Genomic DNA, 23,916 nt, shown 5'->3' on the forward strand with positions numbered 1-23,916 from the left:
AGACTGACGAAGTCAGTCACATATATAATCCAAGGCGACGTTGACGCGGTTTGAAGAGATTTTCGAAGAGTATTAAACATCGAAACAGGGAGTGAGTCCGAGGCTCATTCCCTATTTCAACATTTTTCTATTATGGTTTTACAACTTCTGCTGCTTCAACCTTACCATTGTTCATGGTCATCATGTAAGCAGTTTTGACTGTGTTGTGGTCTGCATCGAAGCTTGTTTGACCAGTTACACCTTCAAAATCTTTTGTTTTAGCAAGGTTATCCTTGATTTCACCAGAGTTTTTAGCACCTTTTGCTGCATTTGCTACAAGGTGAACTGAGTCATAAGCCAAGGCTGCAAATGTTGAAGGTTCTTCATTGTACTTAGCACGGTAAGCGTCAAGGAAGGCTTTAGCTTTAGCTGAAACTTCTACAGTAGTTGAGAAGCCTGAGATAAAGTAGATGTTTGATGCTTTTTCAGCAGTTGCTTGTTGTACAAACTCCTCACCGTTGAATCCATCACCACCAACGATTGGTTTGTCAATTCCCATACCACGCGCTTGGTTTACAATTTTACCAGCTTCAGTGTAGTAACCAGGGACGATGATAGCATCAAAGTCTTTCCCTTTCATTTTTGTAAGGGCTGCTTGGAAGTCTGTATCACCTGCTACGAAAGTTTCATCTGCAACGATTTCACCTTTATAAGCTTCACGGAAGGCTTTGGCAATACCTTTAGCATAGTCGCTGGCATTGTCAGTGTAAAGAACAACTTTCTTAGCTTGCAATTTTTCAGAAACATAGTTTGAGATAATTTTTCCTTGGAAGCTATCTTGGAAAGTTCCGATAAAGAGGTAATCTTGACCTTTAGTCAATCCATCTTGAGTCGCACTTGGCGAAATCAATGGAACACCTGCTTTTGTAGCGTTCGCTACCGCAGCTGCAGTTGCACCAGATGTCGCAGGTCCTACGATTGCTGATACTTTAGATTGGGTTACAAGGTTAGTTGTTACTGAAGCCGCCTCAGCTGTTTCAGACTTATTATCTTTATCGACTACTTCGATTTGTTTTCCATCGATACCACCTGCTGCATTGATTTCATCAACAGCAAGTTGGGCACCTTTTTGTTCAGATGTTCCGTAGGCTGCTACGGCACCAGTTTCTTCAAAGTTAAATCCGATTTTGATTGTCTTTTCCTCTACTGAGTTACCAGCAGCGTTTGACGCTCCAGACTTCACTTCTCCACAGGCTGCAAGAAGTGCTACACTTGCAAGCGCCACAAACGATAGGGCAAATTTTTTCTTCATCTTTTTTGTCTCCTTATTTCTTAAATAAATAGCATGTTAAGAATATACCGAATTATCAGAAAATTGTCAACACTTTTCTTAAACTTTTTCGATGATAACGTTTTCCTCTCGATGAAGATTGCCCACAAAGGGTGTTTCCAGCTCTTGGATATGACAAACTCTGACTTTTTTTATAAACTTTTCCTTGCTCAAGCGCCCGACCAATTGCTCCACTTCTTGAGTTGGAACATAAAGCTGTAAGTAACGATGCTTCTTGGAATGATAGGTAATATCTCCATAATCCTGCAGTTTTTTTGCATCACGATTATAGTAAAGATAGATAATCAAGCCAGAACGGTTGACTTTTTCAAACATGATAAATCCTCTTTCTAAGAAATCTCTCCCTATTATACCAAAAAAAGCAAACCCAGTCGAGTTTGCCTTCTATCATCATTAATTCAATGAATTGTTGGCCATGATTTCATCAATAAAGCCATATTCAAGTGTTTCTTGAGCACTCATCCAGTTATCGCGTTCTGCATCTGCGTGGACTTTTTCGATTGACTGACCTGAATTTTCAGCCAAGATTTTTTCCAAAGTGTTACGAGTTTTAAGCAAGTGTTCTGCAGCGATAGCCATATCGGTTTGTTGGGTACCACCACCTGTTCCACCCATTGGTTGGTGAATCATGTATTCAGCATTTGGAAGCATGAAACGTTTGCCTTTTGCTCCACTTGATGCGATGACAGTCCCCATAGATGCAGCCATCCCCATCACGATAGTTTGGACATCCGCCTTGATAAAGTTCATGGTATCAACGATTGCCAAACCAGCTGAAACGGAACCACCAGGTGTATTGACATAAAGGTAAATATCTTTTGTACTATCTTGGGCATCTAAGAAAAGCAACTGGGCAATAACAGAGTTGGCCATGTTGTCTTCAACTGGACCTGTCAGCATAATGATGCGGTCTTTAAGAAGACGTGAGTAAATATCGTAGGAACGTTCTCCACGGCTTGTTTGTTCAATAACTACAGGAATCATTTATTTCTCCTTTTGAGTTTTAAATTTTGTTGGTCAAATGACTGAAGATAAGACTATTATAATATCTAGGTCAAAAAAGGTCAAATTTCTATTTCTAACAAATTTTTAAATTAAATACTAAAAATTATTTTTTCCAATTAGAAGGAGAAAATCCAACATACTTTCTCCCTTTATACTCTAAATGTTCCAATTTTCCAACGATATCTTGTTCTCTTTTATTTATAGTATAGGGAAATCGAATCACTTTATCACTTAGTAAATCGTTTATTTCTTGTTCAGAAAATTCATGATTACCCCATTTATGTTTAAAACGAACTTTCTCCCCATTCCAAACACCAACGACATAATGGTTGTTATTCCCACGTTGCCATTCATCTGATTCATCTAGATAATCATCCATGGCTTCATTAACTAAATCATCGTAAGCCTCAGCAAGATCTTCTTCTACACCTAAAATATCTTCCCAATCAATTCCCATGTCAAATTTCTCTCTTCTTTATTCTTATTTCGTACCGAACAAGCGGTCTCCAGCATCTCCAAGACCTGGAACGATATAACCGTGTTCGTTCAAACGTTCATCCAAGGCTGCTGTAAAGATTTCTACATCCGGATGAGCTTCTTGAAGGGCTTTTACACCTTCTGGAGCAGATACAAGGCAGACAAATTTGATATTTGATGCGCCACGTTTTTTAAGAGAATCAACAGCCAAGATTGCTGAGCCACCTGTTGCCAACATTGGATCTACTACAAAAATTTGACGTTGGTCAATATCTTCAGGCAATTTTACCAAGTACTCAACTGGTTGAAGTGTTTCTTCATCACGGTACATACCGATATGACCAACTTTAGCAGCTGGAACCAAGCTCAAGAGACCATCAACCATCCCGATACCTGCACGCAAGATTGGAACGATGGCCAATTTCTTACCTGCCAATTGTTTTTGAACTGTTTTTGTAATTGGTGTTTCGATTTCCACATCTTCTAGTGGAAGATCACGAAGTACTTCATACCCCATCAACATTGCAATCTCATCTACTAGCTCACGAAAAGCTTTTGTAGAAGTATCTGTACGACGCAAGATTGACAATTTGTGTTGAATCAGCGGGTGATTAATAACTTCAATTTTTCCCATTTTTGGAATTCCTTCTTTCAATTTATTCTTCTTATTATACCAAAAAACGGTTTAAAAATCTTTCTAAACCATTTATTTTTGATAATTTTTACATTAGATCTGCCTCTTTAAGAGCTGCCTGTACTGTCTCAAGTGGTAAATGGGTTAATTCTGTTCCTTTTTCTTGATAAAGGTATTGGGCGTAGTCGTCCATTCTGTACTGGTTGATATAAACCACGCGCTTGCAACCGACCTGCAATAATTGTTTGGTACAGTTTAGACAAGGAAAATGGGTTACATAGGCTGTAAAACCTTTAGGAACACCACGCTCAGCCCCTTGGAGAATGGCATTAACCTCAGCGTGAAGGGTGCGAACACAGTGGCCTTCAATGACCAAACATTCGTGATCAATACAATGCTCAGTCCCTGACACCGAACCATTGTAACCAGTGGAAATAACTTTATTATCCTTAACCAAAATTGCACCCACTTTAGCGCGTTTACAAGTGGAACGATTGGCAATTAGTAGGGCTTGGGCTGCAAAATACTCATCCCAGGCTAGTCTTTTTTCAGTCATCTCTTTTCTCCTTTTTCTCTATTTTTTAAAAAATGGTAACCGTAAATCTGCAATCTTTTCAGCTGGTACCTTCATGCCATCCTTAATCCATTTTAGGAGGACAGAGACGATGGCCGAACTCCAAAAGGAATGAAGATAAGAGCTGACACCTTTTGATTTTCCATGGTATTTTTCTAGAAATTCCTGCATGGCTTGGACAAAGATTTTTTCCAGATGGTAATCCAAGGCCAGTTGAATCACTCTGGCTTCTTTTCTTGCCTCTCGGAAAAGGTGAACCCAGACCAGATAAAGATCTGTCTTTAGATCGTAATGATGCAACTGTTCCATAATATTGTGGACACTCCGTTTAAAGACACTTTCTAAAATCTCCTCTTTGGAATCATAATTGCGATAAAAGGCCGCACGAGAAACGCCTGCACGTTTGACCAATTCAGAAATACTAATCTTGGTCAAGTCCTTTTTTTCCAAGAGTTGCAAGAGGGCTGTTTCAATGGCTTCTCTGGTTAATAAATTGGATTCTTGGTTTGATTTTCTGAGATTTTCAAGAGACTTTTCAGAGATTCTACGTTCAGACATAACATTTTCTTTCTACTTGTCACAACAGACAGATGAGGCTTTTGTTTCAAGGGTTTTCATGATATAATTGTAAAAAAAGACAGAACCTTTGTCAATGTATAACTGACAAAGATGGAGAATTTCTATGACTTGGAAGATTATTGCTGACTCTGGTTGTGATTATCGTCAGCTGGAAACACCAGCTATTGATACAACCTTTGTAAGTGTCCCCTTAACCATTCAAGTAGCTGATCAGGTCTTTGTTGATGATGCCAGTCTTGACATTGATCAAATGATGGAAACCATGTATGCAACTGCAGAAGCTTCAAAATCAGCTTGTCCAAGCCCAGATGATTATTTGCGAGCATTTGAAGGAGCCAAAAACATTTTCCTAGTAACCATCACAGGTACTCTCTCTGGCAGTCACAATAGTGCTCAACTAGCTAAGAATATTTATCTGGAAGAACATCCTGATACTAAAATTCATGTAATTGATAGTTTGTCTGCTGGTGGGGAAGTTGACTTGCTCGTAGAAAAATTGAATGACTTGATTGACCAGGGCTTATCTTTTGAAGAAGTGATTGAAGCTATCACTGCTTATCAAGAAAAAACCAAGTTACTTTTTGTCCTAGCCAAAGTCGATAACTTGGTGAAGAACGGCCGTTTGAGCAAGCTTATCGGTACGGTCGTTGGCCTTCTAAATATCCGTATGGTCGGAGAAGCTAGTCAAACTGGAACTCTCGAATTGCTACAAAAAGCAAGAGGAGCAAAGAAATCGATTCAGGCAGCCTATGAAGAGTTAGTGAAAGCAGGATATGCTGGTGGCCGTATTGTCATGGCCCAACGCAATAACGAGAAATGTTGCCAACAGCTTTCAGACCGAATCCGTGAAAATTTTCCACAGGCGGATATTAAAATTCTCCCAACATCTGGTCTCTGCAGTTTCTATGCAGAAGATGGCGGTTTACTGATGGGATATGAAATTGATTGATTGCATTCTTGACAAGAGGTGACTTCATCTCTTGTTTTTTTGTGGTACAATAGAGCTATGAAACATTTTGATACTATCGTCATCGGTGGAGGTCCTGCTGGTATGATGGCTACGATTTCCAGTAGCTTTTATGGACAGAAAACCCTTCTCATCGAAAAAAATCGGAAACTTGGAAAAAAATTAGCTGGGACTGGTGGGGGACGTTGCAATGTAACCAACAATGGAACTCTAGATGACCTACTAGCTGGAATTCCTGGGAACGGGCGCTTTCTCTACAGCGTTTTCTCCCAATTTGATAACCATGATATCATTAACTTTTTTACGGAAAATGGGGTCAAACTTAAGGTCGAGGATCACGGGCGCGTCTTTCCTGCTAGTGACAAGTCTCGAACTATTATCGAAGCCTTAGAAAATAAAATCACTGAACTAGGTGGTCAAGTTACTACTCAAACCGAAATTGTTTCGGTTAAAAAGATAGAAAATCAGTTTATCCTTAAGTCAGCTAACCAAATCTTCACTTGTGATAAACTCATTGTCACAACTGGTGGGAAATCCTATCCTTCCACTGGCTCAACTGGTTTCGGTCACGAGATTGCCCGCCATTTTAAGCATACCATCACCGAGCTTGAGGCTGCTGAAAGTCCTTTATTAACAGATTTTCCACACAAGGCCTTGCAAGGAATTTCATTGGACGATGTGACTTTAAGTTATGGCAAGCATGTCATCACTCATGATTTACTCTTTACCCACTTTGGTTTGTCAGGCCCTGCTGCTCTGCGTATGTCAAGTTTTGTCAAGGGTGGGGAGATTCTCTCACTAGATGTTTTACCTCAACTTTCCGAGAAGGATTTGGCTACATTTCTAGAAGAAAATCGGGAAAAATCTCTAAAAAATGCCTTAAAAACTTTGCTTCCAGAACGCTTGGCAGAATTTTTTGTGCAGGACTATCCTGACAAAGTCAAACAATTGACTGAAAAGGAACGAGAACAACTTGTCCAGTCCATCAAAGGACTTAAAATTCCTGTTACTGGTAAAATGTCCCTGGCCAAGTCATTTGTTACCAAGGGTGGCGTCAGTCTCAAGGAAATCAATCCTAAAACTCTGGAAAGTAAGCTGGTCCCTGGACTCCACTTCGCTGGCGAGGTACTGGACATCAACGCCCATACGGGTGGCTTTAACATCACTTCTGCCCTCTGTACCGGCTGGGTGGCAGGATCAAACCCAATCTAAATCTAAATTATTAAATGGCTAAATCAGCCCCAAAAGAAAGGAAGTCCTTTGGAATATATTATTTTACTAAGAGGCGTTACTCCTAATGGAAAAAATGCTATCCCGAAAATGTCTTATTTGGTAGATATTTTAACAGAAGCTGGTTTTCAACAAGTTCGAACCTATATTCAAAGTGGGAATATCATTCTTGAAAGTGACTTAGATTTAGAAAAAATACGAGAACGTGTTCATACTCTGATAAAGGAAAATATTGGGGCTGACTTAAAAATGGTAATCAAGAACAAAAGTGATTTTAAAAAAATTGTCCAAGAAAACCCGTTTGGAGAACACTATCTTTATGACCGTATACATGTGATTTTTTATCAAGAACCTATTCAAAGTCTCCCTTTAGAAAAATTGAAAATTGATTACGATGAAGAAGAAATTTGTATCGGTAACCACTGTCTCTACCTCTATCTCCCTAGAACTGCAAAACAAAAGAAACTCCATACCAACTATCTTGAAAAGCTTTTTAATGTAGATTTGACCATGCGAAAACTAAATGTGGTAGAAAAATTACTAAGCAAGTAGTGCTTGAATTTAGTAAAAATCGGAAGATCTCTCCTCCGATTTTATTTTGTCTGAGTCTGGACATAGTGAGCAATGACATCTGATGTGTACTGGGCTGTACCAGGTCCAAACTTGTCAATATTTTCCTTAAACTCAGGGTTATAGACGTATCCTTTCCCGATATGACCGAAGACTTCAATAGTACAGTCGAATCCATAAGTCCGAATGGCTTGCAAGAGTTTAGCGGCTTCTTCTTGATTTTCTGTTGCTGTTACAGGTAGACCTGCTTGAAGATTTTGTGCCAAGGCTCGAAAGACTTGATTGAAGGCAGCCGTAGCTTCGTCTTCGTGACCTTTCTGGCGCTCCAGCGCTTGATCCATGACTTCTTGTCCATATTTCTCTACCGCCTCTTGGTGGTATTTTTGATGGTCTTGGTAGTTAAATCCAGTGAATTTTTCCTCAATGGTCATTTTTATTTCTCCTTTTTGTTCTTGAATGGTTTTTTGCAAGGTGGAAATCAAGCTATCCAGATGTTGCCTTTCTCGAGTCAAATAGTCCAACTGTCTGGTCAAATGAGGCAATAAATCTGTCCTTTCTTCCTTTAATAGCTCTGCTATTTTTTCTAAAGAAAAACCTAGATATTTGTAGTAAAGAATGACCTGAAGGCGTTCCAAATCCTCTTTACTGTAGATTCGATAACCGTTTTCTGACTTTAAAGGAACTAAGAGTCCTATCTTGTCGTAGTGGTGCAGGGTCTTGACAGAGACACCTGAAAGCTGGGCAGCTTCTTTTATATGGTACATGATTTCCTCCTTACATTGATAGCATAACCCCTCCCCTTAGGTCAGAGTCAAGCGTTTGATGAACTTTTTTAATTTTATCATAACATGAAAATGGCGAGTTTTAAGCCCCCTTATCCGCTATATACGCCTTACTATCACGTTCCTGTTCGTAGAGCTACGATTTCGCTATCCCTTCCTCTCCCCGCTACCTCACGATAGTCAGAATTGGGAATCGCTATTGGGTTCACTGGTAGCGGGTGCCCCTGAAGGACTTACACCTCAGATGAACGACATGCCCGTCGTACTTAAAAATAATCATTCTTCTTTATGACCTAATCCTTGTCTATAACCTTTTTGGAGCAGAGCAACTGTAAGTATGAAAACCACACATAGAACCAAGATACTGCCCTCAATCCCAAAAACACTGCCGGTATATAAATCTTGACCCGTTAAATTTGTACTAAGTAAACTAAAAGGAACTTTTACCCCGCTCACATTCATTCCTAGAGCAATACACGGTACGCTATTCCAAATAAAATGAAATCCACTACTAAAAGAGAGGCTTTTTGTAAAAACACTGAACAATGACATCAATATTCCGAAAAAGAACAGTGTAAAAAACGAGATAATTGTGAAACCACCATTCAAAGAATGAACAAATGTAAAGGTAAAAGCTTGGATTCCACTGCTGATATACCAGTTAAAATTTTTCGATAAAATCGCTAAAATTCGACCTCTGAATAAGAATTCCTCTGCGTAACTTTGTACAACAAATCCGACTATTACTAATAAATATACTGTTGAATTAGGTGTAAAAGAATAGCTAATACTTACTTTTGATACTGTTGTAATAAGAAGTAACCCAATTGATAATACAATTGTTCCTACCAACATGCCAAATATATACTTACAAACATATTTCCATATATTTGTTGTTTTACACAGTCGGAATTTATAGGAAAATGGAGTTCCTGGGAAAAGAAGTAACAAATTTGAATATTGAAAAAACAATATATCTAACAAAAGCGACCTAGAGTTCCCACAAATAGTAAGATAGAAAAAACCACTAATTATTTTACAGGACATGGCATAGAGTAATACCAAAAAAGCTGCTCTTAATGATTTTCTACTTTCCATTTTTTATAGGTGTATTCTCTATCAAATCATCTTTTTTAACTCTATCAATTAAAATACTAATTGTAAAACAAACTAAAACTGCTACACCTAGAGTCAGAAGTACGATAATAAAATTGTTCAATTGATATAGATAAGCTACAAAATTCCCCATAATTGATACAATTATTATAGATACAATAATGGGAACATTAATTGATTGTGTCATTTGGCCTACCAGAATTGAAACTAACACTACGATAAGTACAAAAAAGCCTGCAAACATAGCTACGAAGATAGCTTTCAACACATAAACAAACAAGCTAGTTGATAAAATACCAAGAGAAAATCCTACAAAATAAAAAATAAGATTTTCAATCAATAAAACAGGAACTATACTAAATAAACAATGAATAGACAAAGAAATAACTTTACTTAGAAATATCTCAAATCTACCACCTGGAAACAAAAAGATAATTTCCCTGGCATTTCCAATATAGTCTTTTAATAACAAGCGATTTAGAATTACAACACCATAAATAGCAGCTACTGCTACTGTTAATGTTGAAGCCAAAGTCATTATGCCTGCAGAGTCAGTTAAAATAGAGTTTTGATCAGATGACTCAAAATGTCCTACCAAACTGAAAAAAATCAAAGCTGATAAGTTGACTAATATATTTGTCCACATAATGCCCCTAAAATGACGACCATGGGTAGTGAACTCATAAATAATCTGTTCCTTCATACACCGTATTCCTCTTTTATTTTTCTATAGAATTGTTCAAAAGTTTCAAAACCTTGTCGCTTAATTTCCAAAACATCTGTATCCACTAAAATTTCTCCTTGCTGAATAAAAATAAGGCGATCAGTTATCTTCTCTAATTCAGCAAATGAATGGCTTGAAATAATAATCAACTTCTCTTGTTTTTTGAAATCTAGCAAAAGATCCTGAAGGAAAAGAATCCCATCTCTATCCAAACCATTAAATGGTTCATCTAGTATCAATATCTCTGGATTATGCAAACATGCTAAGGCAATATTAAGGCGTTGCTTCATACCTAAAGAAAATTTACAAATCATATCTCCTAAGTAAACATTTAGTCCAAATTTTTTTAGATAACTTTCAACATCCACAGATTGACAAGCATAATAACGTGTATGATTTTCAAAAACCTCTTTTACAGTATAAGCTCCAAAGCTATCTGGAAAAGGAAATACAACACCGACTTTTTTAAGAAATTCGTTATAATTGAAAGAATTTACGATTTTATCGTCAAGAGCAACGGTTCCAGTAGGTTGACTTAATCCCAAAATACATCGGAATAGTGTTGTTTTTCCTGCACCATTATCTCCTATAACACTATAGACTTGCCCATAGTTCAAGGAAAGGCAGACGTTATTTAATAGCGTCTTGTTCTTTACAACTTTTGTTAAATTAGAAACTGTTAACTTACTCATATCTATTTCCTCCTAGATAATGTTATTAGTGATAAAAAAAATCCAAGGCAAGCCCAAACTATTAGTGTGGAAAAATTCTGGCCGTCAACATACTCTAGTCTAAAAATGGATGAACGGATTATCTGACTAGCTGGTACAAAAGGAAAATACTTATATAAAGTTATTGTCCATGAAGGTAGTCTATCTGTTGCATAGATAATTGGAGAAAACATCAATCCACCAATCATAATTAGCTGTGTTACTAAGGGAACAACATTTGTTGGTAGAATATAAGCAATCGCAAAACCAACTAATAACAAGGAGAAAATAACCAATAATACAGATAAGATTGAGTTAATTCCAATTGAAACATCTAAGCCAAAACCAAATTTGCTAATCAATATACTTGATAAGATTCCTGGTAGACATAATAAGCCCCAAATTAATAAATCAGACAACAGTATCTCTACTCTCGAAACAGGCAAGGTTTTCTGATATTCGTAAACACCATTTTGCTTGGCTTCACTAACAATTTGAGGTGCTAGTACACAAGTAACAGCGATTACATTTATTGCCATAGCTCCTGTACAAAGATAAGACTTCTCTGTGTGATTAGTTGAATTAGTAATGAATAGAAAACCATAAATTACTGCAAATGATAAAACAATTTGAACAACAACAAAGACTGGAATATAAAACCTGTGACGAAGTAAGCTCCATTTTACCAATCCACTAAATTTAGATAATCTTTTTTGACTATTATTCATTTATGTACTCCTCGTAGTCATCAGAGAGATTTCTCAACTTTATCTCATAACTGACAATTCTATCTGTTTTCAGTAAATCAAAAATAACCGATATTACCTCTGTAAAACAATCTTCCCTGACTGTAAAAATCAAACGTTTTTCAACATCATCATATTTCAGGTTATTATAATTCATAAAATGAGAAAGTTCCACTTCATTAACACCTGATAGCGATACTTGATGCTTTAACTGACGAGCATTTTTAGCTTCTGATACAAGCACATCTCTTTTAATACGCCCTTTATCAAATAGTAAGTATCTGTCAGCATACCTCTCTACCTCAAATAAATTATGACTGACAATGATAACTGTTGTGCCTAAATTTGCAAGAGAACGCAAGTAACGCCATATCAAAGTCCTTCTAAATGGATCAACATCATTAGTTGGCTCGTCCAAAACTACAATAGATGGAATATCAACTACTGACATCGCAAAAGATGTTAATCGCTGAAGTCCACCTGAAAGCTTTTCGCCAGCTGTATGCTCCCATTTGTTAATCTCTAAGAAATCAATTAATTCTCTGGTACGACTTTCAACCGCTGAAAAATTCATTCCTTTTACAGCACCAATGCATTTAATTGCTTCCTGTACTGTGACTCCCTTAATTGGTACTTGAAACTGCGGCATGGAAGAAACAAGATCTCTCGCTTTTCCAGGTTGTTTGGTTACATCTACTCCTTTAATATGTATTGTCCCCTCATCTGAGGCTACTGTACCATTTATTTGATTCAGAAACGTACTCTTTCCAGCTCCGTTATGACCTACAATTGCAACGATCTGACCACTATAGAAAGTAATACTAATGTCATCTGTAACATTTTTTTGACCGTAAGACTTTTTCAAATGTCTTACAACAATAGTTTCTTGTTTCATGAATACCTCACAATCTGTGCTACAAAAAATAAAAGAAGTAATAATAACAAGATAGTTATAATAGTGCTAAAAATACGACATGCTCTCCATACTATCTTTTCTTTATTTGTTAAAGAATCTCTATTATTATCAAAATTATTTTTCAAAAATGGATTATCAAACAACATATATATCAGTAAGCGACCATCAGTATGTTCTGTCAATCGTAATTGCCACAATAATCTAAAAATCATAATATAAATGGATATTGTTATATATGGACTAAAAAAATAATCGCTTATTAGGTAAAGACAAGACAAAATAATACTGTCAAACAATGGGCCTGCTAAAATAGCCATACTTCTTTCAAAAAGTGGCCAAATCCAAACATGTGTCAAATCAACTGTTGCCACTGATTTCTTCCAAGAAAAACGTAGAACTCTCCCTATATCTGTAACATTATTAGAAAACAAAATATGCATTCCTTCATGTATTATTGTGGTAAACAATGAGAAGAACACTCCAAATATTAAAAGCAAAATTTGGTTCTCTCTACCAAAATCATATTCAAGAAAAGGAAGATTCGTTATACAAAATAAATTGTAAACTATAGCACCTCCTCCAAAAATGATTGCTAAAATTCTAATAAAAGGTAGGTAGTTATTATCAGAATTCGGGATAGAGTTACCACTTTCAAAGAAATGATTCTCTTTCAATAATTCAAATAAAGGCTCCCCAATTAATTGATGACGTAACGATTCTATAATAGATTCATCCCATGTAATTTCATCAAATACTAATAATTTCGAGCCTGTTGAATAAAGTAAGTAATCATTTTTACGAGTTTTCCTAAAGTAAATTTTTTGATTGAGCGACTCTATAACAATTACTTCAGTGTTATTTTTTGTCATAATACCTGAAAATTTCCCATTTTTGAGCATCCCCATTCCCACATGTTGGACAATCATCAGCGTATCGCTCCCACGATGGGTGAGTAAACGAAGAACCATCTTCGTAGTTAATCTCGTATTGTGTACTAAGGCTACTTGGTCTCGCATAGCCTGTCAGGACGCGAACTGCCTCATCAACAATAGCTGCCGTCAATTGAAAAATAGCTGGGGCATAGGCAATTGTCGGCGGATTAAAATCAATATTTCTAAATCCTACAAACTGCTCGACAAATTTATCATCATGCAAAGTATAATGGATATTCAAACAATCAAAGCATCCCGTCACTTTTGGAATGACAGAAAATACCCTTCCTCTACTAACCTGCGATGCACCAAACACACAAGGCAAACCTGCTTTTATAATTGCTTGATTTACCGTTTTTTGTGCTTGGAAAGGCGGTTCGTCAATAACACAGATGACCAAATCAATACCTTCTGTAAATTCTAGTACATCTTCTGGTGTCTCAATTTTCTTGTTAAAACCTTCGACATTAATTGTAGAGTTCATTTCCCGTAATGCATTAACAGCTACATCTACTTTAAGTTTCCCTAAATCAGATTCTCTATATAGCAACTGCCTACCCAAATTACCTCTTTCAACTCTATCATAGTCGACAACCCGTACTGTTTTTGTCCCTAATCCAGACAGTAATGTCAAAATGTTCGAGCCGCCACCCCCGAGTCCAAGTAATAAAATCGAGCTGGAGCTGATTTTTTCTTGTATATCCATTGGATTTCTGTCATATGGCATGTACCGACTGAAATAACTAATATTTGGATGGTAACGCTCATCCAAATATTCCAAGACTTTATTAGGTGTTTCTTCAATAAGATTCTCTGCACTAAGAATATCCAATCCATCTACGACATCTTCTGGAGTTAAATCTGGAAAAGTATTAATCATGTGCTTGACTATTTCAGCCATCTCTCTACCATCGAGAACCTTTACCAACTCAAGCAACTTTCCTTCTGGGTCTTCGAACTCAGTTGTAATAGAAAGTTGGGCCCCTATGCGAAATAACTCATCATTTAACTGATATACTGGATAAATTGGTTTTATTCTTGGTTTAATATATTGAAAGTTCATACTTTGCCTCTTCTATAAATCCTGTAAAATGAAAACGCATGAATATTCTTCCATGCGTTTAACAAAATTTTGTACAAAATTTTTTAACAAATAGCTAGCTATTTTAGCACAATAAAGGCACTTCTACAAACTAATAGCTTGCAGAGGCACATGTAATAACGTCACGATAAATCAGATGATAATCCACCAAGCTGTAGCATTGGCACTTTCAGCTTTACGTACTTTGATGTTTTTCATACGCTTTTTATCTCCTTTTTAATTTATCTGATCGATCATTTTAAGTAGACATGTCCTACTACATACCATTAGTATGTAGTTTGATTTTAACATACCTTAGGTATGTTGTCAACTACTTTTTTAGATTTTTTAATAAAAAATGGTTACCGAAAATAATTTCAGGTAATTTCAAAATGCAATGAACAAAAATTATTAGGCAAGCTATGTATAAGTGTGTTATAATGATTAATTGGTAACTCTGTCAACAGTAATTGTGTACTAATTCCATTGTCATAAATAAATTGAAAGGAGAGTTATTTTCTAAAATATGGAAAACACTAAAGAAAAAATACTTGAAGTCGCAACTAATCTTTTCTTAACAAAGGGATATGAACAAACTACCATTTCTGATATTATAAATGGCTTAGATGGTCTAACAAAAGGAGCAATTTATCACCATTTTGAATCTAAAGAGGATATTTTTGAAGCAGTTGTCAAAAATATAGGTTTACAGAATAAACTTATTTTTGACAAAATCAAATTTTCCAAAAATATAACTGGATCTGAAAAAATAACACAGCTAGTTTCTATTAGTTTAGCTAATACTAATATGGAAACTATAGTTACAATTTCTCCTAAGTTACTGGATAGTCCTAAGTTATTTGTTTCATTTTTAAAACAAATGCAAAAACTCACAATCCCCGATTATTTTTATCCAATTATCGTAGAAGGAGTTGAAGACGGCTCAATAATGACAGACGAGCCTCAACAACTTGCAGAATTAATAGCTATTTTACTGAATATTTGGCTAAATCCTTTGATATTTGAAAATTCTAAAACTACTATTGTCTCAAAAATAGATATGCTAAACAAATGCTTGGAAAGCTTCAACATTAAATTTGATTTAAATATGTAAAAAATAATTCTCTTAGTCACATTCTAAGATGATTTCTACTTTCTCATATCCAGATACCTTGACAAAAAAGAAAATAAATCTTCAAAATCTATTTGAGGCCAAATTTAACTTTATTTGAATAGTCTTTATGTTAGAGTGAAAATAGTGAATGACTAATCATTTACACAAATTTCACTAATCATCAAATTTCACTAATCATCAAACTTTATATTCATAATCATCAGTAGACTTTATTATTGATTGTTTATGTTGTCTATCTCCTTCTCGACCTACTCCAGTTTGAAAGGCAATCTTAAATCAATCTTGGAATAATCATACCAAACTAGTCTGCGATTTTCAGGAACTGAGTTATTAACCCAAATTATTCATATCTCACATAGACTAACTGAACAATTAAAAACCACCAGAAAAGATAGTTGAAATGCTATCCTCTCTAGTGCTTTTTATACTAACATCTTCTATATTTGTTAGTATAGTAGATTGAAATAAGATGTGAACAAATCGATTAGGAAAGTCAAATTAATCTCTAGAAATGTTTCAGTACTAGTGCCGTACTATTCTAGAATCAATCTACTATATTTTATTTCTTTATGAAAATGGTTTTCTTGACAGACCTTAGAAAACATGATAGGATAGTCAAGTCTATCAATCAAAAGAAAGGCTCATCTTGAGTACTGATGAGGCTATTTGCCAAGGGCAGTAGCTTTTTCTTTTGGAACACTAATTTTAGGAGTTTAACTATGTCTGAAAAATCGCAATGGGGTTCTAAACTGGGCTTTATCCTAGCATCTGCTGGTTCAGCCATCGGACTTGGTGCCGTTTGGAAATTCCCCTACATGACTGCTGCTAACGGTGGAGGAGGCTTTTTACTGGTCTTTCTCATTTCCACTATTTTAATCGGTTTCCCCCTTTTGCTAGCTGAGTTTGCCCTCGGCCGAAGTGCTGGTGTTTCAGCTATCAAAACCTTTGGAAAACTCGGCAAGAATAGCAATTATAACTTTATCGGTTGGATTGGTGCCTTTGCCCTCTTTATCCTTTTATCGTTTTACAGTGTTATTGGGGGCTGGATTTTAGTCTATCTAGGCATTGAGTTTGGAAAATTGTTCCAACTTGGTGGAACGGGTGATTATGCTCAGTTATTTACTTCAATCATTTCAAATCCAGCCATTGCTCTAGGAGCTCAAGCGGCCTTTATCTTATTGAACATCTTTATTGTATCACGTGGTGTTCAAAAAGGGATTGAAAGAGCATCGAAAGTCATGATGCCTCTGCTCTTTATCATCTTTGTCGTCATCATCGGACGCTCTCTCAGTTTGCCAAATGCCATGGAAGGGGTTCTTTACTTCCTCAAACCAGACTTTTCAAAACTGACCAGTGCTGGTCTCCTCTATGCTCTGGGACAATCTTTCTTTGCCCTCTCACTAGGGGTTACAGCCATGCTGACCTATGCTTCTTACTTGGATAAGAAAACCAATCTGGTCCAGTCAGGAATTTCTATTGTAGCCATGAACATCTCGGTATCCATCATGGCGGGTCTAGCCATTTTCCCAGCCATGTCAGCCTTCAATATCCAATCTGAAGGAGGACCGAGCCTGCTCTTTATCGTCTTGCCTCAACTCTTTGACAAGATGCCTTTTGGAACCATTTTCTACATCCTCTTCCTCTTGCTCTTCCTCTTTGCGACAGTCACTTCTTCTGTCGTTATGCTGGAAATCAATGTGGGCAATATCACCAATCAGGACAACAGCAAACGTGCCAAATGGAGTGCCATTTTAGGAATCTTGACCTTTGTCTTTGGAATTCCTTCAGCCCTATCTTACGGTGTCATGGCGGATGTTCACATCTTTGGGAAGACCTTCTTTGACGCTATGGACTTCTTGGTTTCCAATCTCCTTATGCCATTTGGAGCTCTCTGCCTTTCACTCTTTACAGGCTATATCTTTAAAAAGGCTCTTGCAATGGAGGAACTCCATCTCGATGAAACAGCATGGAAACAGGGACTGTTCCAAGTCTGGCTCTTCCTTCTTCGTTTCATCATTCCAATCATCATCATCGTGGTTTTCATCGCCCAATTTATGTAATCAAAAAGGACTTGAGTAATAAACTCAAGCCCTTTCTTTTTTATGGATGGCTAACAATCAATTCCAAATCTTGTCCTTCCAAGGTCCAAGCTTCTACATCACTTGGTAGGATAAAGTGGCTACCTTTTTGAATTGGATAGTTTTTCCCGTCAACAGTAAGCTGACCTTGACCAGCTAAGACACTGAATAAGCTGTAGTCAGCTGTCTTTTCGAAGTCAACTTTTCCAGTAATTTCCCACTTGTAAACTGCAAAGAAATCATTGGATACAAGGAGAGTGGAACGCAAATCATCTGCTTTAACAGTTACAGGACGGCTATTTGCAGGCTCACCAATGTTCAAGACATCAATGGATTTTTCAAGGTGAAGTTCACGCAAGTTACCATTATCATCCTTACGGTCAAAGTCATAGACACGATAGGTGGTGTCACTAGACTGCTGGGTTTCAAGAATCAAGATGCCTGCTCCGATAGCATGCATGGTGCCACTTGGAACATAGAAGAAATCTCCAGCCTTAACAGGTACTTTGGTAAGCAAGGCATCCCAGTTCTTGTCCTCAATTTGCTGGCGGAGTTCTTCTTTTGACTTGGCATTGTGACCATAGATAATCTCTGAACCTTCATCCGCAGCGATGATGTACCAGCATTCTGTTTTTCCAAGTTCGCCTTCATGCTCGAGTCCGTAAGCATCGTCTGGATGAACTTGAACACTGAGCCAGTCGTTAGCATCCAGAATCTTAGTCAACAGTGGAAATACAGGTTCTGGACGATTGCCAAACAATTCACGGTGCTCTGCATATAAAGTAGCAAGATCTGTTCCCTCGTAGCGACCATTGGCAACTTTAGAGACACCATTTGGATGGGCTGAGATGGCCCAATATTCTCCGATTTTTTCACTTGGGATGTCGTAGCCAAACTCATCACGTAGCTTGGTACCACCCCAGATTTTTTCTTGCATAACTGATTGTAAAAATAATGGTTCTGACATGTCGATCTCCTGTCTGATTTTTCTCCCCTCATTATAGCAAAAAAAGAGTTCCAGTTGAACTCTTTTTCACATCTTATAAAGTAGGGAGAAGATTTTATAAAAATAGTGAATAAATGTGATCTACTCAATGATTGCACCATTGCTGGCAATGACATCCTTGTACCAGTAGAAGGATTTCTTCTTGCTACGTTTGAGGCTTCCATGACCAGCATTATCTCGATCCACATAGATAAAGCCATAGCGCTTGTTCATTTCGCCTGTTCCAGCTGAAACCAGATCGATACAGCCCCAAGTCGTATAACCAAGCAAGTCAACTCCATCTTGGTAAATGGCATCTCGCATAGCCTTGATGTGAGCTTCTAAGTAAGCAATCCGATAGTCATCTGCTACATAACCATTTTCATCCGGTGTATCCATAGCACCGAGTCCATTTTCTACGATGAACATAGGCTTTTGGTAACGATCCCAGATGGCATTGAGGGTGATGCGAAGGCCAAGTGGGTCAATCTGCCATCCCCATTCTGAGGATTCAAGATAAGGATTTTTGAGAGAGGCAAAAACATTTCCAGCAGTTAATTCTTTAACTTCTGGATCACCTGACGCCACTCGACTTGCATAGTAAGAGAAGGAAACAAAGTCAACAGTATTGTTCTTCAACAAGTCCAGATCCTCAGCCGTCATTTGAATCTCAATCCCCTCACGCTCCCACTGCTTCTTGGCATAGTTTGGGTATTCCCCACGCGCTTGAACATCAATGAAGAAGTAACTCTTGCGGTCTTCCTCCATGGCTGCCCAGTAGTCTCTCGGATGGGCTGTGTTAGGATAGTATTGCCCTGCTGCCAACATACATCCCACCTTGTTTTCTGGGTCAATTTCGTGGGCAATTTTCGTCGCAAGGGTTGAAGCTACTAGCTCATGGTGGGCAGCCTGATATTTAACCTGTTCTTGATTTTCTCCTTCTTCAAAACAGAGTCCAGCTCCCATAAAGGGTGCATGGAGAATCATGTTGATTTCATTGAAGGTTAGCCAGAATTTGACCAAGCCCTTATAGCGGGTAAAGAGTGTGCGACAAAGTTTTTCATAGAAGTCTAACATCCGACGATTGCGCCAACCACCGTATTCTTCAATCAAGTGCATAGGACAGTCGAAATGCGTAATGGTAACCAGAGGTTGGATTCCATACTTATAACATTCCTTAAACAAGTCCTCATAAAAGGCTAGACCAGCTTCATTTGGCACTGTTTCGTCGCCCTTAGGAAAAATCCGAGTCCAAGCAATGGAAAGTCGATAAGTCTTAAAGCCCATCTCTGCAAAAAGAGCAATATCTTCCTTGTAATGATGGTACATATCAATGGCTTCTTTGGCTGGGTAAAAATAGTCCTCCTCAAACGAAAACATCTTTTTCTGACCTGTGATAATGGCTTCACGATCTGGTCCAATGGGTACCACATCAACGTTAGCTAAACCACGCCCATCGAGATTATAAGCACCCTCACATTGATTAGCTGCCGTAGCACCACCCCAGAGGAAGCCCTCTGGAAATTGTAGTATTTCTGTCATCACTTTACCTCACTTGATTTGCTAGTTCTATTATACTAAAAAGGGGACAAAAAGTTTGGAACTATCTGGGTAATGATGTCCTGAGCTTGCTCAAATGTACGAAAAAAAGACTGAAACCAGTCTTCTTTTTAAATCAAAGCTGTAATAGCTGTCACTAGGCCAAAAACGATACCTGGTGCATTGGCAGCAGCAAGGGGGATATCTCTTTCTTTTTTGAAAAGACCGTAGTAAACCCAGAGACTACAGTTGATGGCAGCAACCAAGGGCTGGATGAAATTTCCTTTTTGACCAGCCAGATTGTTCATGATTTGTGGGAAGTAAGACACATACATCATAACAGACATAAAGGTCGCTACCCAACCTAAAATTTTCATTTGTTTTTCAGACATTTTCAAAACCTCTTTCATTTTTACTGAATCTTATTTTAAAATATTCTTTCAAAACAATCAAGTCTTTAAAACTTTTGTTATAAAGATATAAACTATCACAATCTTGTTATAAGAAAGAGGGAACAGAAAAAAGACCGAATTGCTCCGTTCTGTTTACTCAATCAAATATTAGAAAATGAATACTCCTTTTCAATGAATCGATTGATTGATGGTAAATAAGCCGTTAGAAATTATTGACAGTATCGAAATTTTCTAGTAAAATGAATTTTGTTAATACCTAAATGGTGTGTAGTTTTCTATCAACATAGTCAGGAGAAAAGGAACTTATGCTAAAAAAATTTAATGAATTGTCACTGAAAGATAAGGCTTATCTAATTGGCGGTTTGAGCTTATTAGTCATTGTGATCTCATTTGGTCTACTCAATCGTCAAACAGTAACTGTCAGTCTTGTCTTTACACAACTATCTGCTCCCTTGATTTTGGTGATTTTTACTTGTCTAGTAATCGGGATCATTGCTGGTAGTGCTATTGGTATTAGCTATCACCATAACAAGACTCAAGATCTGAGAAGCCGCATTGCTGAAGCAGAAGCGACTATCAATATAAAAGACAGGGAGCTTGTCCAGTACGAGGAACAGGTGCAACAATTAAAACAGGAAGCCAAACAATAAGTGTAGAAATCATAACCACCCGTGAAAACGGGTGGTTTTTTGTCTCGCACCTAACGGAGCGAGACGGACTGAAAGTCGCATAAATACAAAAAAGATCGAATTGCTCCGATCTTTTTAAGTTTCACTCCAAGAATGTTTAGATAAAAAATTTGATAATAGAATTACCTACTTCATACGATAAAAATCAAGCACTAGACCAGCAGGACCTTTAACTAATAAGGACTCTGTTCCCCAATCGGTTACAGTTGGACCGTTTAAAACCTGGATACCAAGCTCGTTCAACCGTTTGTAGTTCTGGTCTACATCCTCAACCTCGATATGAATAATGATTCCTGACTGAAAATCTTCCAAAGGAATCAAATGATTTTGGGACAACATCAGACAGTGACTGCCAATCGTAAATTGAGCAAAACTGTCATCAACATAATCGGATTTTTTATCCAAAATACGCTCCAAGTCAGCACATACTTGGGGAACATCTGAAACGATAATATCTAATTGATTTAAATTCATTTACTATCCTCCATAAAAAGACCGGATTGCTCCGATCTTTTCAAGTTTCTCTCTATGAAAATCAAAGAATAAACAAGGCATCAAACCGCAGGCAGTACTGGAGTACGGCAAGGTGAAGATAACGCAGTTTACATTTGATTTTCGACGAGAGAAATTATTTAATTGCGCGTGATTGCAATCCTTCTTCTTCCAAGAAGAGGCGGAATGGTACGAGTTCTTCTGCTTCGTATTTTTCCTTGAAAGCTTTGATTGCTTCCTCTGAGTGAAGTTTTGGATCCAATTCAAGTACTTCTACTGGAAGTGGACGGTGTTCAGTGATGCGAGCATCGATAACGACAGTTTTACCTTCTTTGCTCAATTTAACAGCTTCTGCAACAACTGCATCGATGTCTTCGATACGGTCAACTGTAAATCCAACAGCTCCTTGAGCTTCAGCGATTTTCGCATAGTCAGCATTAGGGAAGTCACAACCAAACAAGTGTTTGTTTGTGTCTTCGTATTTGTCCTTGATGAAGGCATATTTACCATTTGAGAAGACAACGTTGATAACTGGAAGGTCGTATTGAACGTTTGTGATAACGTCTGGGTAGCACATGTTGAATGCACCGTCACCCATGATGTTCCATACTTGGCGATCTGGATTGTCTTTCTTAGCAGCGATACCACCAGGAAGGGCAATACCCATTGTCGCAAAGAGTGGAGATGTACGCCACATGTTCTTAGGTGTCATGTGAAGGTGACGAGTAGATGTTTGAGTAGTGTCACCTACGTCAATTGAATAGATAGCGTCTTGATCAGCATGTTTGTTGATTGCATTGTAAACTTGATACAATTGCAATTCACCCTCAGTTTTACCTTCGATTTTGTTCATGTAATCACGCCAGTTTTGGTTATTCTTAACGTTTGCACGCCACCATGGAGTAGATTCAACTGGGTTCACTTTGTCAAGGATTGCTTTCGCTGCTTGACCTGCATCACCAAGGATTGAAGCGTCTAGGGCATGACGTTTACCAAGTTTGTAAGGGTCGATATCGACTTGGATGAATTTTTCAGTGTTCTTGAAGGCTTCGTAAACTTCAGCAAATGGGAAGTTTGAACCAAGGAAAAGAACTGTGTCTGCTTCAAAGACCACTTCGTTGGCTGGTTTCCAACCAACACGGTAAGCAGAACCTGTCAAACCTTCATAGTTCCATTCGAAAGCTTCAAAGTTTTTACCAGTTGTGATGATTGGTGCTTTGATTTTACGTGACAATTCAGTAATCACTTCACCAGCTTTAACACCACCGTAACCAGCATAGATAACTGGACGTTCAGCATTGTTCAAGATTTCAACAGCTTTGTCGATTTCAACTTCGTTCAAAGCAGGAGCGATGAATGAACGCTCGTATGAACCTGATCCATAGTATGAGTTTTCGTCGATTTCTTGGAAACCGAAGTTTACTGGGATTTCAACAACGGCTGGACCTTTTTTAGAAACTGCAGCACGGCAAGCTTCGTCAATAACTTTTGGCAATTGCTCAGCGTAAGCTACACGTTTGTTGTAAACAGCGATACCGTTGTACATTGGGTTTTGGTTCAATTCTTGGAAAGCATCCATGTTGAGTTCGTTAACTGGACGTGATCCAAGGATTGCTAGGAATGGAGTGTTATCCATAGCTGCATCGTAAACACCGTTAATCAAGTGAGTCGCACCTGGACCACCTGAACCAACTGCAACCCCGATTGAGCCACCGAATTTAGCTTGCATAACCGCTGCAAGAGCACCTGTTTCTTCGTGGCGAACTTGCAAGAAGCGGATATCTTTGTCTTCAGCCAAAGCGTCCATCAATGAGCTGAGTGTTCCTGATGGGATACCGTAGATTGTGTCTACGCCCCATGTTTTCAATACGTTAAGCATTGCTGCAGATGCAGTAATTTTCCCTTGAGTCATAATGATAACTCTCCTTCAAATATTTTTAAATCTACTAAAAAAGGTTTCATATAGTTTTTGAAAACGTTTCAGTAAATTTTTACAATACTAATTTATCACATTTATTTTGACTTTACTAAGAATCTGCTCAGAAGTTTTTATTCTCTATTACAGTACAGTTTGAAAACGTTTTTAACTTCTGTTTTATAATACTCAATGAAAATCAAAGAGCAAACTAGAAAGCTAGTCGCAGGTTGATCAAAGCACAGCTTTGAGGTTGCAGATAAAGCTGACGTGGTTTGAAGAGATTTTCGAAGAGTA

At 37.7% G+C, this 23,916-nt stretch carries 26 protein-coding genes; 6 read left to right on the top strand and 20 right to left on the bottom strand.

The features are described from left to right. Positions 1-130: 130 nt before the first annotated feature. The 7 genes from ADH54_RS07420 to ADH54_RS07450 all read right to left on the bottom strand — a co-directional run bounded on the left by ADH54_RS07420 (position 131) and on the right by ADH54_RS07450 (position 4,578). The gene (locus tag ADH54_RS07420; RefSeq protein WP_000726119.1) at positions 131-1,291 is read right to left on the bottom strand and encodes an ABC transporter substrate-binding protein; all 1,161 of its coding nucleotides are present in this window, start codon (positions 1,289-1,291) and stop codon (positions 131-133) included. 78 nt (positions 1,292-1,369) lie between these two features. Beyond that, positions 1,370-1,645, bottom strand: coding sequence for a YlbG family protein (locus ADH54_RS07425; RefSeq protein ID WP_049524618.1), 276 nt, complete (start codon positions 1,643-1,645; stop codon positions 1,370-1,372). A 78-nt stretch (positions 1,646-1,723) separates the two neighbouring features. Further along, a complete protein-coding gene (gene clpP, locus ADH54_RS07430; RefSeq protein WP_000613475.1) occupies positions 1,724-2,314 on the bottom strand; it encodes an ATP-dependent Clp protease proteolytic subunit ClpP in 591 nt (196 codons plus the stop codon). A 124-nt stretch (positions 2,315-2,438) separates the two neighbouring features. Further along, positions 2,439-2,792, bottom strand: a complete 354-nt coding sequence (locus ADH54_RS07435) for a hypothetical protein (RefSeq protein WP_049524619.1) — start codon at positions 2,790-2,792, stop codon at positions 2,439-2,441. A 24-nt stretch (positions 2,793-2,816) separates the two neighbouring features. Continuing rightward, positions 2,817-3,446: a uracil phosphoribosyltransferase gene (gene upp, locus ADH54_RS07440; protein ID WP_000515974.1), complete on the bottom strand. Its 630-nt coding sequence runs from the start codon at positions 3,444-3,446 to the stop codon at positions 2,817-2,819. A gap of 88 nt (positions 3,447-3,534) precedes the next feature. Further along, positions 3,535-4,002, bottom strand: a complete 468-nt coding sequence (locus ADH54_RS07445) for a deoxycytidylate deaminase (RefSeq protein WP_000136973.1) — start codon at positions 4,000-4,002, stop codon at positions 3,535-3,537. Positions 4,003-4,020: 18 nt separating this feature from the next. After that, on the bottom strand, positions 4,021-4,578 hold the full coding sequence (locus tag ADH54_RS07450; protein ID WP_000004132.1) for a TetR/AcrR family transcriptional regulator: 558 nt from the start codon (positions 4,576-4,578) through the stop codon (positions 4,021-4,023). Between the two features lie 124 nt (positions 4,579-4,702). On the opposite strand from ADH54_RS07450, the gene ADH54_RS07455 reads away from it, so the two are divergent. The 3 genes from ADH54_RS07455 to ADH54_RS07465 are packed head-to-tail and all read left to right on the top strand — an operon-like array spanning position 4,703 to position 7,348. Then, the gene (locus tag ADH54_RS07455) at positions 4,703-5,548 is read left to right on the top strand and encodes a DegV family protein (protein ID WP_049524620.1); all 846 of its coding nucleotides are present in this window, start codon (positions 4,703-4,705) and stop codon (positions 5,546-5,548) included. A 57-nt stretch (positions 5,549-5,605) separates the two neighbouring features. Then, positions 5,606-6,778, top strand: coding sequence for an NAD(P)/FAD-dependent oxidoreductase (locus ADH54_RS07460; protein ID WP_049524632.1), 1,173 nt, complete (start codon positions 5,606-5,608; stop codon positions 6,776-6,778). A gap of 48 nt (positions 6,779-6,826) precedes the next feature. Beyond that, positions 6,827-7,348, top strand: coding sequence for a DUF1697 domain-containing protein (locus ADH54_RS07465; RefSeq protein WP_049524621.1), 522 nt, complete (start codon positions 6,827-6,829; stop codon positions 7,346-7,348). A gap of 41 nt (positions 7,349-7,389) precedes the next feature. Here the strand turns inward: ADH54_RS07465 and ADH54_RS07470 are convergent, their stop codons facing one another. The 8 genes from ADH54_RS07470 to ADH54_RS07510 form a co-directional block, all read right to left on the bottom strand. After that, a complete protein-coding gene (locus ADH54_RS07470) occupies positions 7,390-8,130 on the bottom strand; it encodes a MerR family transcriptional regulator (RefSeq protein WP_049524622.1) in 741 nt (246 codons plus the stop codon). A 294-nt stretch (positions 8,131-8,424) separates the two neighbouring features. Beyond that, positions 8,425-9,246 carry a CPBP family intramembrane glutamic endopeptidase gene (locus ADH54_RS11425; RefSeq protein ID WP_239682662.1) on the bottom strand — a complete coding sequence of 274 codons (822 nt, stop codon included), beginning with the start codon at positions 9,244-9,246 and terminating at the stop codon, positions 8,425-8,427. Next, positions 9,236-9,967, bottom strand: a complete 732-nt coding sequence (locus tag ADH54_RS07480; protein ID WP_049524623.1) for a hypothetical protein — start codon at positions 9,965-9,967, stop codon at positions 9,236-9,238. The genes ADH54_RS11425 and ADH54_RS07480 overlap by 11 nt, the downstream gene beginning before the upstream one ends. Next, a complete protein-coding gene (locus ADH54_RS07485; RefSeq protein WP_049524624.1) occupies positions 9,964-10,680 on the bottom strand; it encodes an ABC transporter ATP-binding protein in 717 nt (238 codons plus the stop codon). Before ADH54_RS07485 ends, ADH54_RS07480 begins: the two co-directional genes overlap by 4 nt. 2 nt (positions 10,681-10,682) lie before the next feature. Beyond that, positions 10,683-11,426 (bottom strand): ABC transporter permease, encoded by a 744-nt coding sequence (locus ADH54_RS07490; protein WP_049524625.1) that lies wholly within the window; start codon positions 11,424-11,426, stop codon positions 10,683-10,685. Continuing rightward, positions 11,419-12,339: an ABC transporter ATP-binding protein gene (locus ADH54_RS07495; protein ID WP_049524626.1), complete on the bottom strand. Its 921-nt coding sequence runs from the start codon at positions 12,337-12,339 to the stop codon at positions 11,419-11,421. The genes ADH54_RS07490 and ADH54_RS07495 overlap by 8 nt, the downstream gene beginning before the upstream one ends. Further along, positions 12,336-13,286, bottom strand: a complete 951-nt coding sequence (locus tag ADH54_RS07500; protein WP_239682663.1) for a lantibiotic ABC transporter permease — start codon at positions 13,284-13,286, stop codon at positions 12,336-12,338. Before ADH54_RS07500 ends, ADH54_RS07495 begins: the two co-directional genes overlap by 4 nt. Continuing rightward, a complete protein-coding gene (locus ADH54_RS07510; protein ID WP_049524627.1) occupies positions 13,216-14,355 on the bottom strand; it encodes a ThiF family adenylyltransferase in 1,140 nt (379 codons plus the stop codon). Before ADH54_RS07510 ends, ADH54_RS07500 begins: the two co-directional genes overlap by 71 nt. A 544-nt stretch (positions 14,356-14,899) precedes the next feature. Here ADH54_RS07510 and ADH54_RS07515 point away from each other — a divergent pair. Together ADH54_RS07515 and ADH54_RS07520 are read left to right on the top strand one after the other, a co-directional pair. Beyond that, the gene (locus tag ADH54_RS07515; protein WP_049524628.1) at positions 14,900-15,487 is read left to right on the top strand and encodes a TetR/AcrR family transcriptional regulator; all 588 of its coding nucleotides are present in this window, start codon (positions 14,900-14,902) and stop codon (positions 15,485-15,487) included. A 740-nt stretch (positions 15,488-16,227) separates the two neighbouring features. Beyond that, on the top strand, positions 16,228-17,568 hold the full coding sequence (locus ADH54_RS07520) for a sodium-dependent transporter (RefSeq protein WP_033687199.1): 1,341 nt from the start codon (positions 16,228-16,230) through the stop codon (positions 17,566-17,568). A 40-nt stretch (positions 17,569-17,608) separates the two neighbouring features. Here the strand turns inward: ADH54_RS07520 and manA are convergent, their stop codons facing one another. From manA to ADH54_RS07535, 3 genes are all read right to left on the bottom strand, one after another. Then, complete coding sequence (gene manA, locus ADH54_RS07525) at positions 17,609-18,553, bottom strand: mannose-6-phosphate isomerase, class I (protein WP_033687200.1); 945 nt, start codon at positions 18,551-18,553, stop codon at positions 17,609-17,611. A 120-nt stretch (positions 18,554-18,673) separates the two neighbouring features. Then, positions 18,674-20,113, bottom strand: coding sequence for a 6-phospho-beta-glucosidase (locus ADH54_RS07530; protein WP_049524629.1), 1,440 nt, complete (start codon positions 20,111-20,113; stop codon positions 18,674-18,676). Positions 20,114-20,241: 128 nt separating this feature from the next. After that, complete coding sequence (locus ADH54_RS07535) at positions 20,242-20,502, bottom strand: SemiSWEET family transporter (RefSeq protein WP_001291473.1); 261 nt, start codon at positions 20,500-20,502, stop codon at positions 20,242-20,244. A gap of 326 nt (positions 20,503-20,828) precedes the next feature. Here ADH54_RS07535 and ADH54_RS07540 point away from each other — a divergent pair, with 326 nt between their 5' ends. Then, positions 20,829-21,173, top strand: coding sequence for a lipopolysaccharide assembly protein LapA domain-containing protein (locus ADH54_RS07540; protein ID WP_000913393.1), 345 nt, complete (start codon positions 20,829-20,831; stop codon positions 21,171-21,173). 165 nt (positions 21,174-21,338) lie between these two features. On the opposite strand, the gene ADH54_RS07545 is transcribed toward ADH54_RS07540, so the two are convergent. Both ADH54_RS07545 and spxB read right to left on the bottom strand, forming a co-directional pair. After that, positions 21,339-21,686: a VOC family protein gene (locus tag ADH54_RS07545; protein ID WP_049524630.1), complete on the bottom strand. Its 348-nt coding sequence runs from the start codon at positions 21,684-21,686 to the stop codon at positions 21,339-21,341. A gap of 154 nt (positions 21,687-21,840) precedes the next feature. Further along, positions 21,841-23,616 carry a pyruvate oxidase gene (spxB, locus tag ADH54_RS07550; RefSeq protein ID WP_049524631.1) on the bottom strand — a complete coding sequence of 592 codons (1,776 nt, stop codon included), beginning with the start codon at positions 23,614-23,616 and terminating at the stop codon, positions 21,841-21,843. Positions 23,617-23,916 lie beyond the last annotated feature (300 nt).

The organism is Streptococcus pseudopneumoniae, from assembly GCF_001072315.1.
GTDB classification, from domain to species: Bacteria; Bacillota; Bacilli; order Lactobacillales; family Streptococcaceae; genus Streptococcus; species Streptococcus pseudopneumoniae_R.

Excerpts from the sequence above, each read along its gene's own strand:
- ADH54_RS07420 (WP_000726119.1), bottom strand. The coding sequence starts at position 1,291 with ATGAAGAAAAAATTTGCCCTATCGTTTGTGGCGCTTGCAAGTGTAGCA.
- ADH54_RS07425 (WP_049524618.1), bottom strand. The coding sequence starts at position 1,645 with ATGTTTGAAAAAGTCAACCGTTCTGGCTTGATTATCTATCTTTACTAT.
- clpP (WP_000613475.1), bottom strand. The coding sequence starts at position 2,314 with ATGATTCCTGTAGTTATTGAACAAACAAGCCGTGGAGAACGTTCCTAC.
- ADH54_RS07435 (WP_049524619.1), bottom strand. The coding sequence starts at position 2,792 with ATGGGAATTGATTGGGAAGATATTTTAGGTGTAGAAGAAGATCTTGCT.
- upp (WP_000515974.1), bottom strand. The coding sequence starts at position 3,446 with ATGGGAAAAATTGAAGTTATTAATCACCCGCTGATTCAACACAAATTG.
- ADH54_RS07445 (WP_000136973.1), bottom strand. The coding sequence starts at position 4,002 with ATGACTGAAAAAAGACTAGCCTGGGATGAGTATTTTGCAGCCCAAGCC.
- ADH54_RS07450 (WP_000004132.1), bottom strand. The coding sequence starts at position 4,578 with ATGTCTGAACGTAGAATCTCTGAAAAGTCTCTTGAAAATCTCAGAAAA.
- ADH54_RS07455 (WP_049524620.1), top strand. The coding sequence starts at position 4,703 with ATGACTTGGAAGATTATTGCTGACTCTGGTTGTGATTATCGTCAGCTG.
- ADH54_RS07460 (WP_049524632.1), top strand. The coding sequence starts at position 5,606 with ATGAAACATTTTGATACTATCGTCATCGGTGGAGGTCCTGCTGGTATG.
- ADH54_RS07470 (WP_049524622.1), bottom strand. The coding sequence starts at position 8,130 with ATGTACCATATAAAAGAAGCTGCCCAGCTTTCAGGTGTCTCTGTCAAG.
- ADH54_RS11425 (WP_239682662.1), bottom strand. The coding sequence starts at position 9,246 with ATGGAAAGTAGAAAATCATTAAGAGCAGCTTTTTTGGTATTACTCTAT.
- ADH54_RS07480 (WP_049524623.1), bottom strand. The coding sequence starts at position 9,967 with ATGAAGGAACAGATTATTTATGAGTTCACTACCCATGGTCGTCATTTT.
- ADH54_RS07485 (WP_049524624.1), bottom strand. The coding sequence starts at position 10,680 with ATGAGTAAGTTAACAGTTTCTAATTTAACAAAAGTTGTAAAGAACAAG.
- ADH54_RS07490 (WP_049524625.1), bottom strand. The coding sequence starts at position 11,426 with ATGAATAATAGTCAAAAAAGATTATCTAAATTTAGTGGATTGGTAAAA.
- ADH54_RS07495 (WP_049524626.1), bottom strand. The coding sequence starts at position 12,339 with ATGAAACAAGAAACTATTGTTGTAAGACATTTGAAAAAGTCTTACGGT.
- ADH54_RS07500 (WP_239682663.1), bottom strand. The coding sequence starts at position 13,286 with ATGATTGTCCAACATGTGGGAATGGGGATGCTCAAAAATGGGAAATTT.
- ADH54_RS07510 (WP_049524627.1), bottom strand. The coding sequence starts at position 14,355 with ATGAACTTTCAATATATTAAACCAAGAATAAAACCAATTTATCCAGTA.
- ADH54_RS07515 (WP_049524628.1), top strand. The coding sequence starts at position 14,900 with ATGGAAAACACTAAAGAAAAAATACTTGAAGTCGCAACTAATCTTTTC.
- ADH54_RS07520 (WP_033687199.1), top strand. The coding sequence starts at position 16,228 with ATGTCTGAAAAATCGCAATGGGGTTCTAAACTGGGCTTTATCCTAGCA.
- manA (WP_033687200.1), bottom strand. The coding sequence starts at position 18,553 with ATGTCAGAACCATTATTTTTACAATCAGTTATGCAAGAAAAAATCTGG.
- ADH54_RS07530 (WP_049524629.1), bottom strand. The coding sequence starts at position 20,113 with ATGACAGAAATACTACAATTTCCAGAGGGCTTCCTCTGGGGTGGTGCT.
- ADH54_RS07535 (WP_001291473.1), bottom strand. The coding sequence starts at position 20,502 with ATGTCTGAAAAACAAATGAAAATTTTAGGTTGGGTAGCGACCTTTATG.
- ADH54_RS07540 (WP_000913393.1), top strand. The coding sequence starts at position 20,829 with ATGCTAAAAAAATTTAATGAATTGTCACTGAAAGATAAGGCTTATCTA.
- ADH54_RS07545 (WP_049524630.1), bottom strand. The coding sequence starts at position 21,686 with ATGAATTTAAATCAATTAGATATTATCGTTTCAGATGTTCCCCAAGTA.
- spxB (WP_049524631.1), bottom strand. The coding sequence starts at position 23,616 with ATGACTCAAGGGAAAATTACTGCATCTGCAGCAATGCTTAACGTATTG.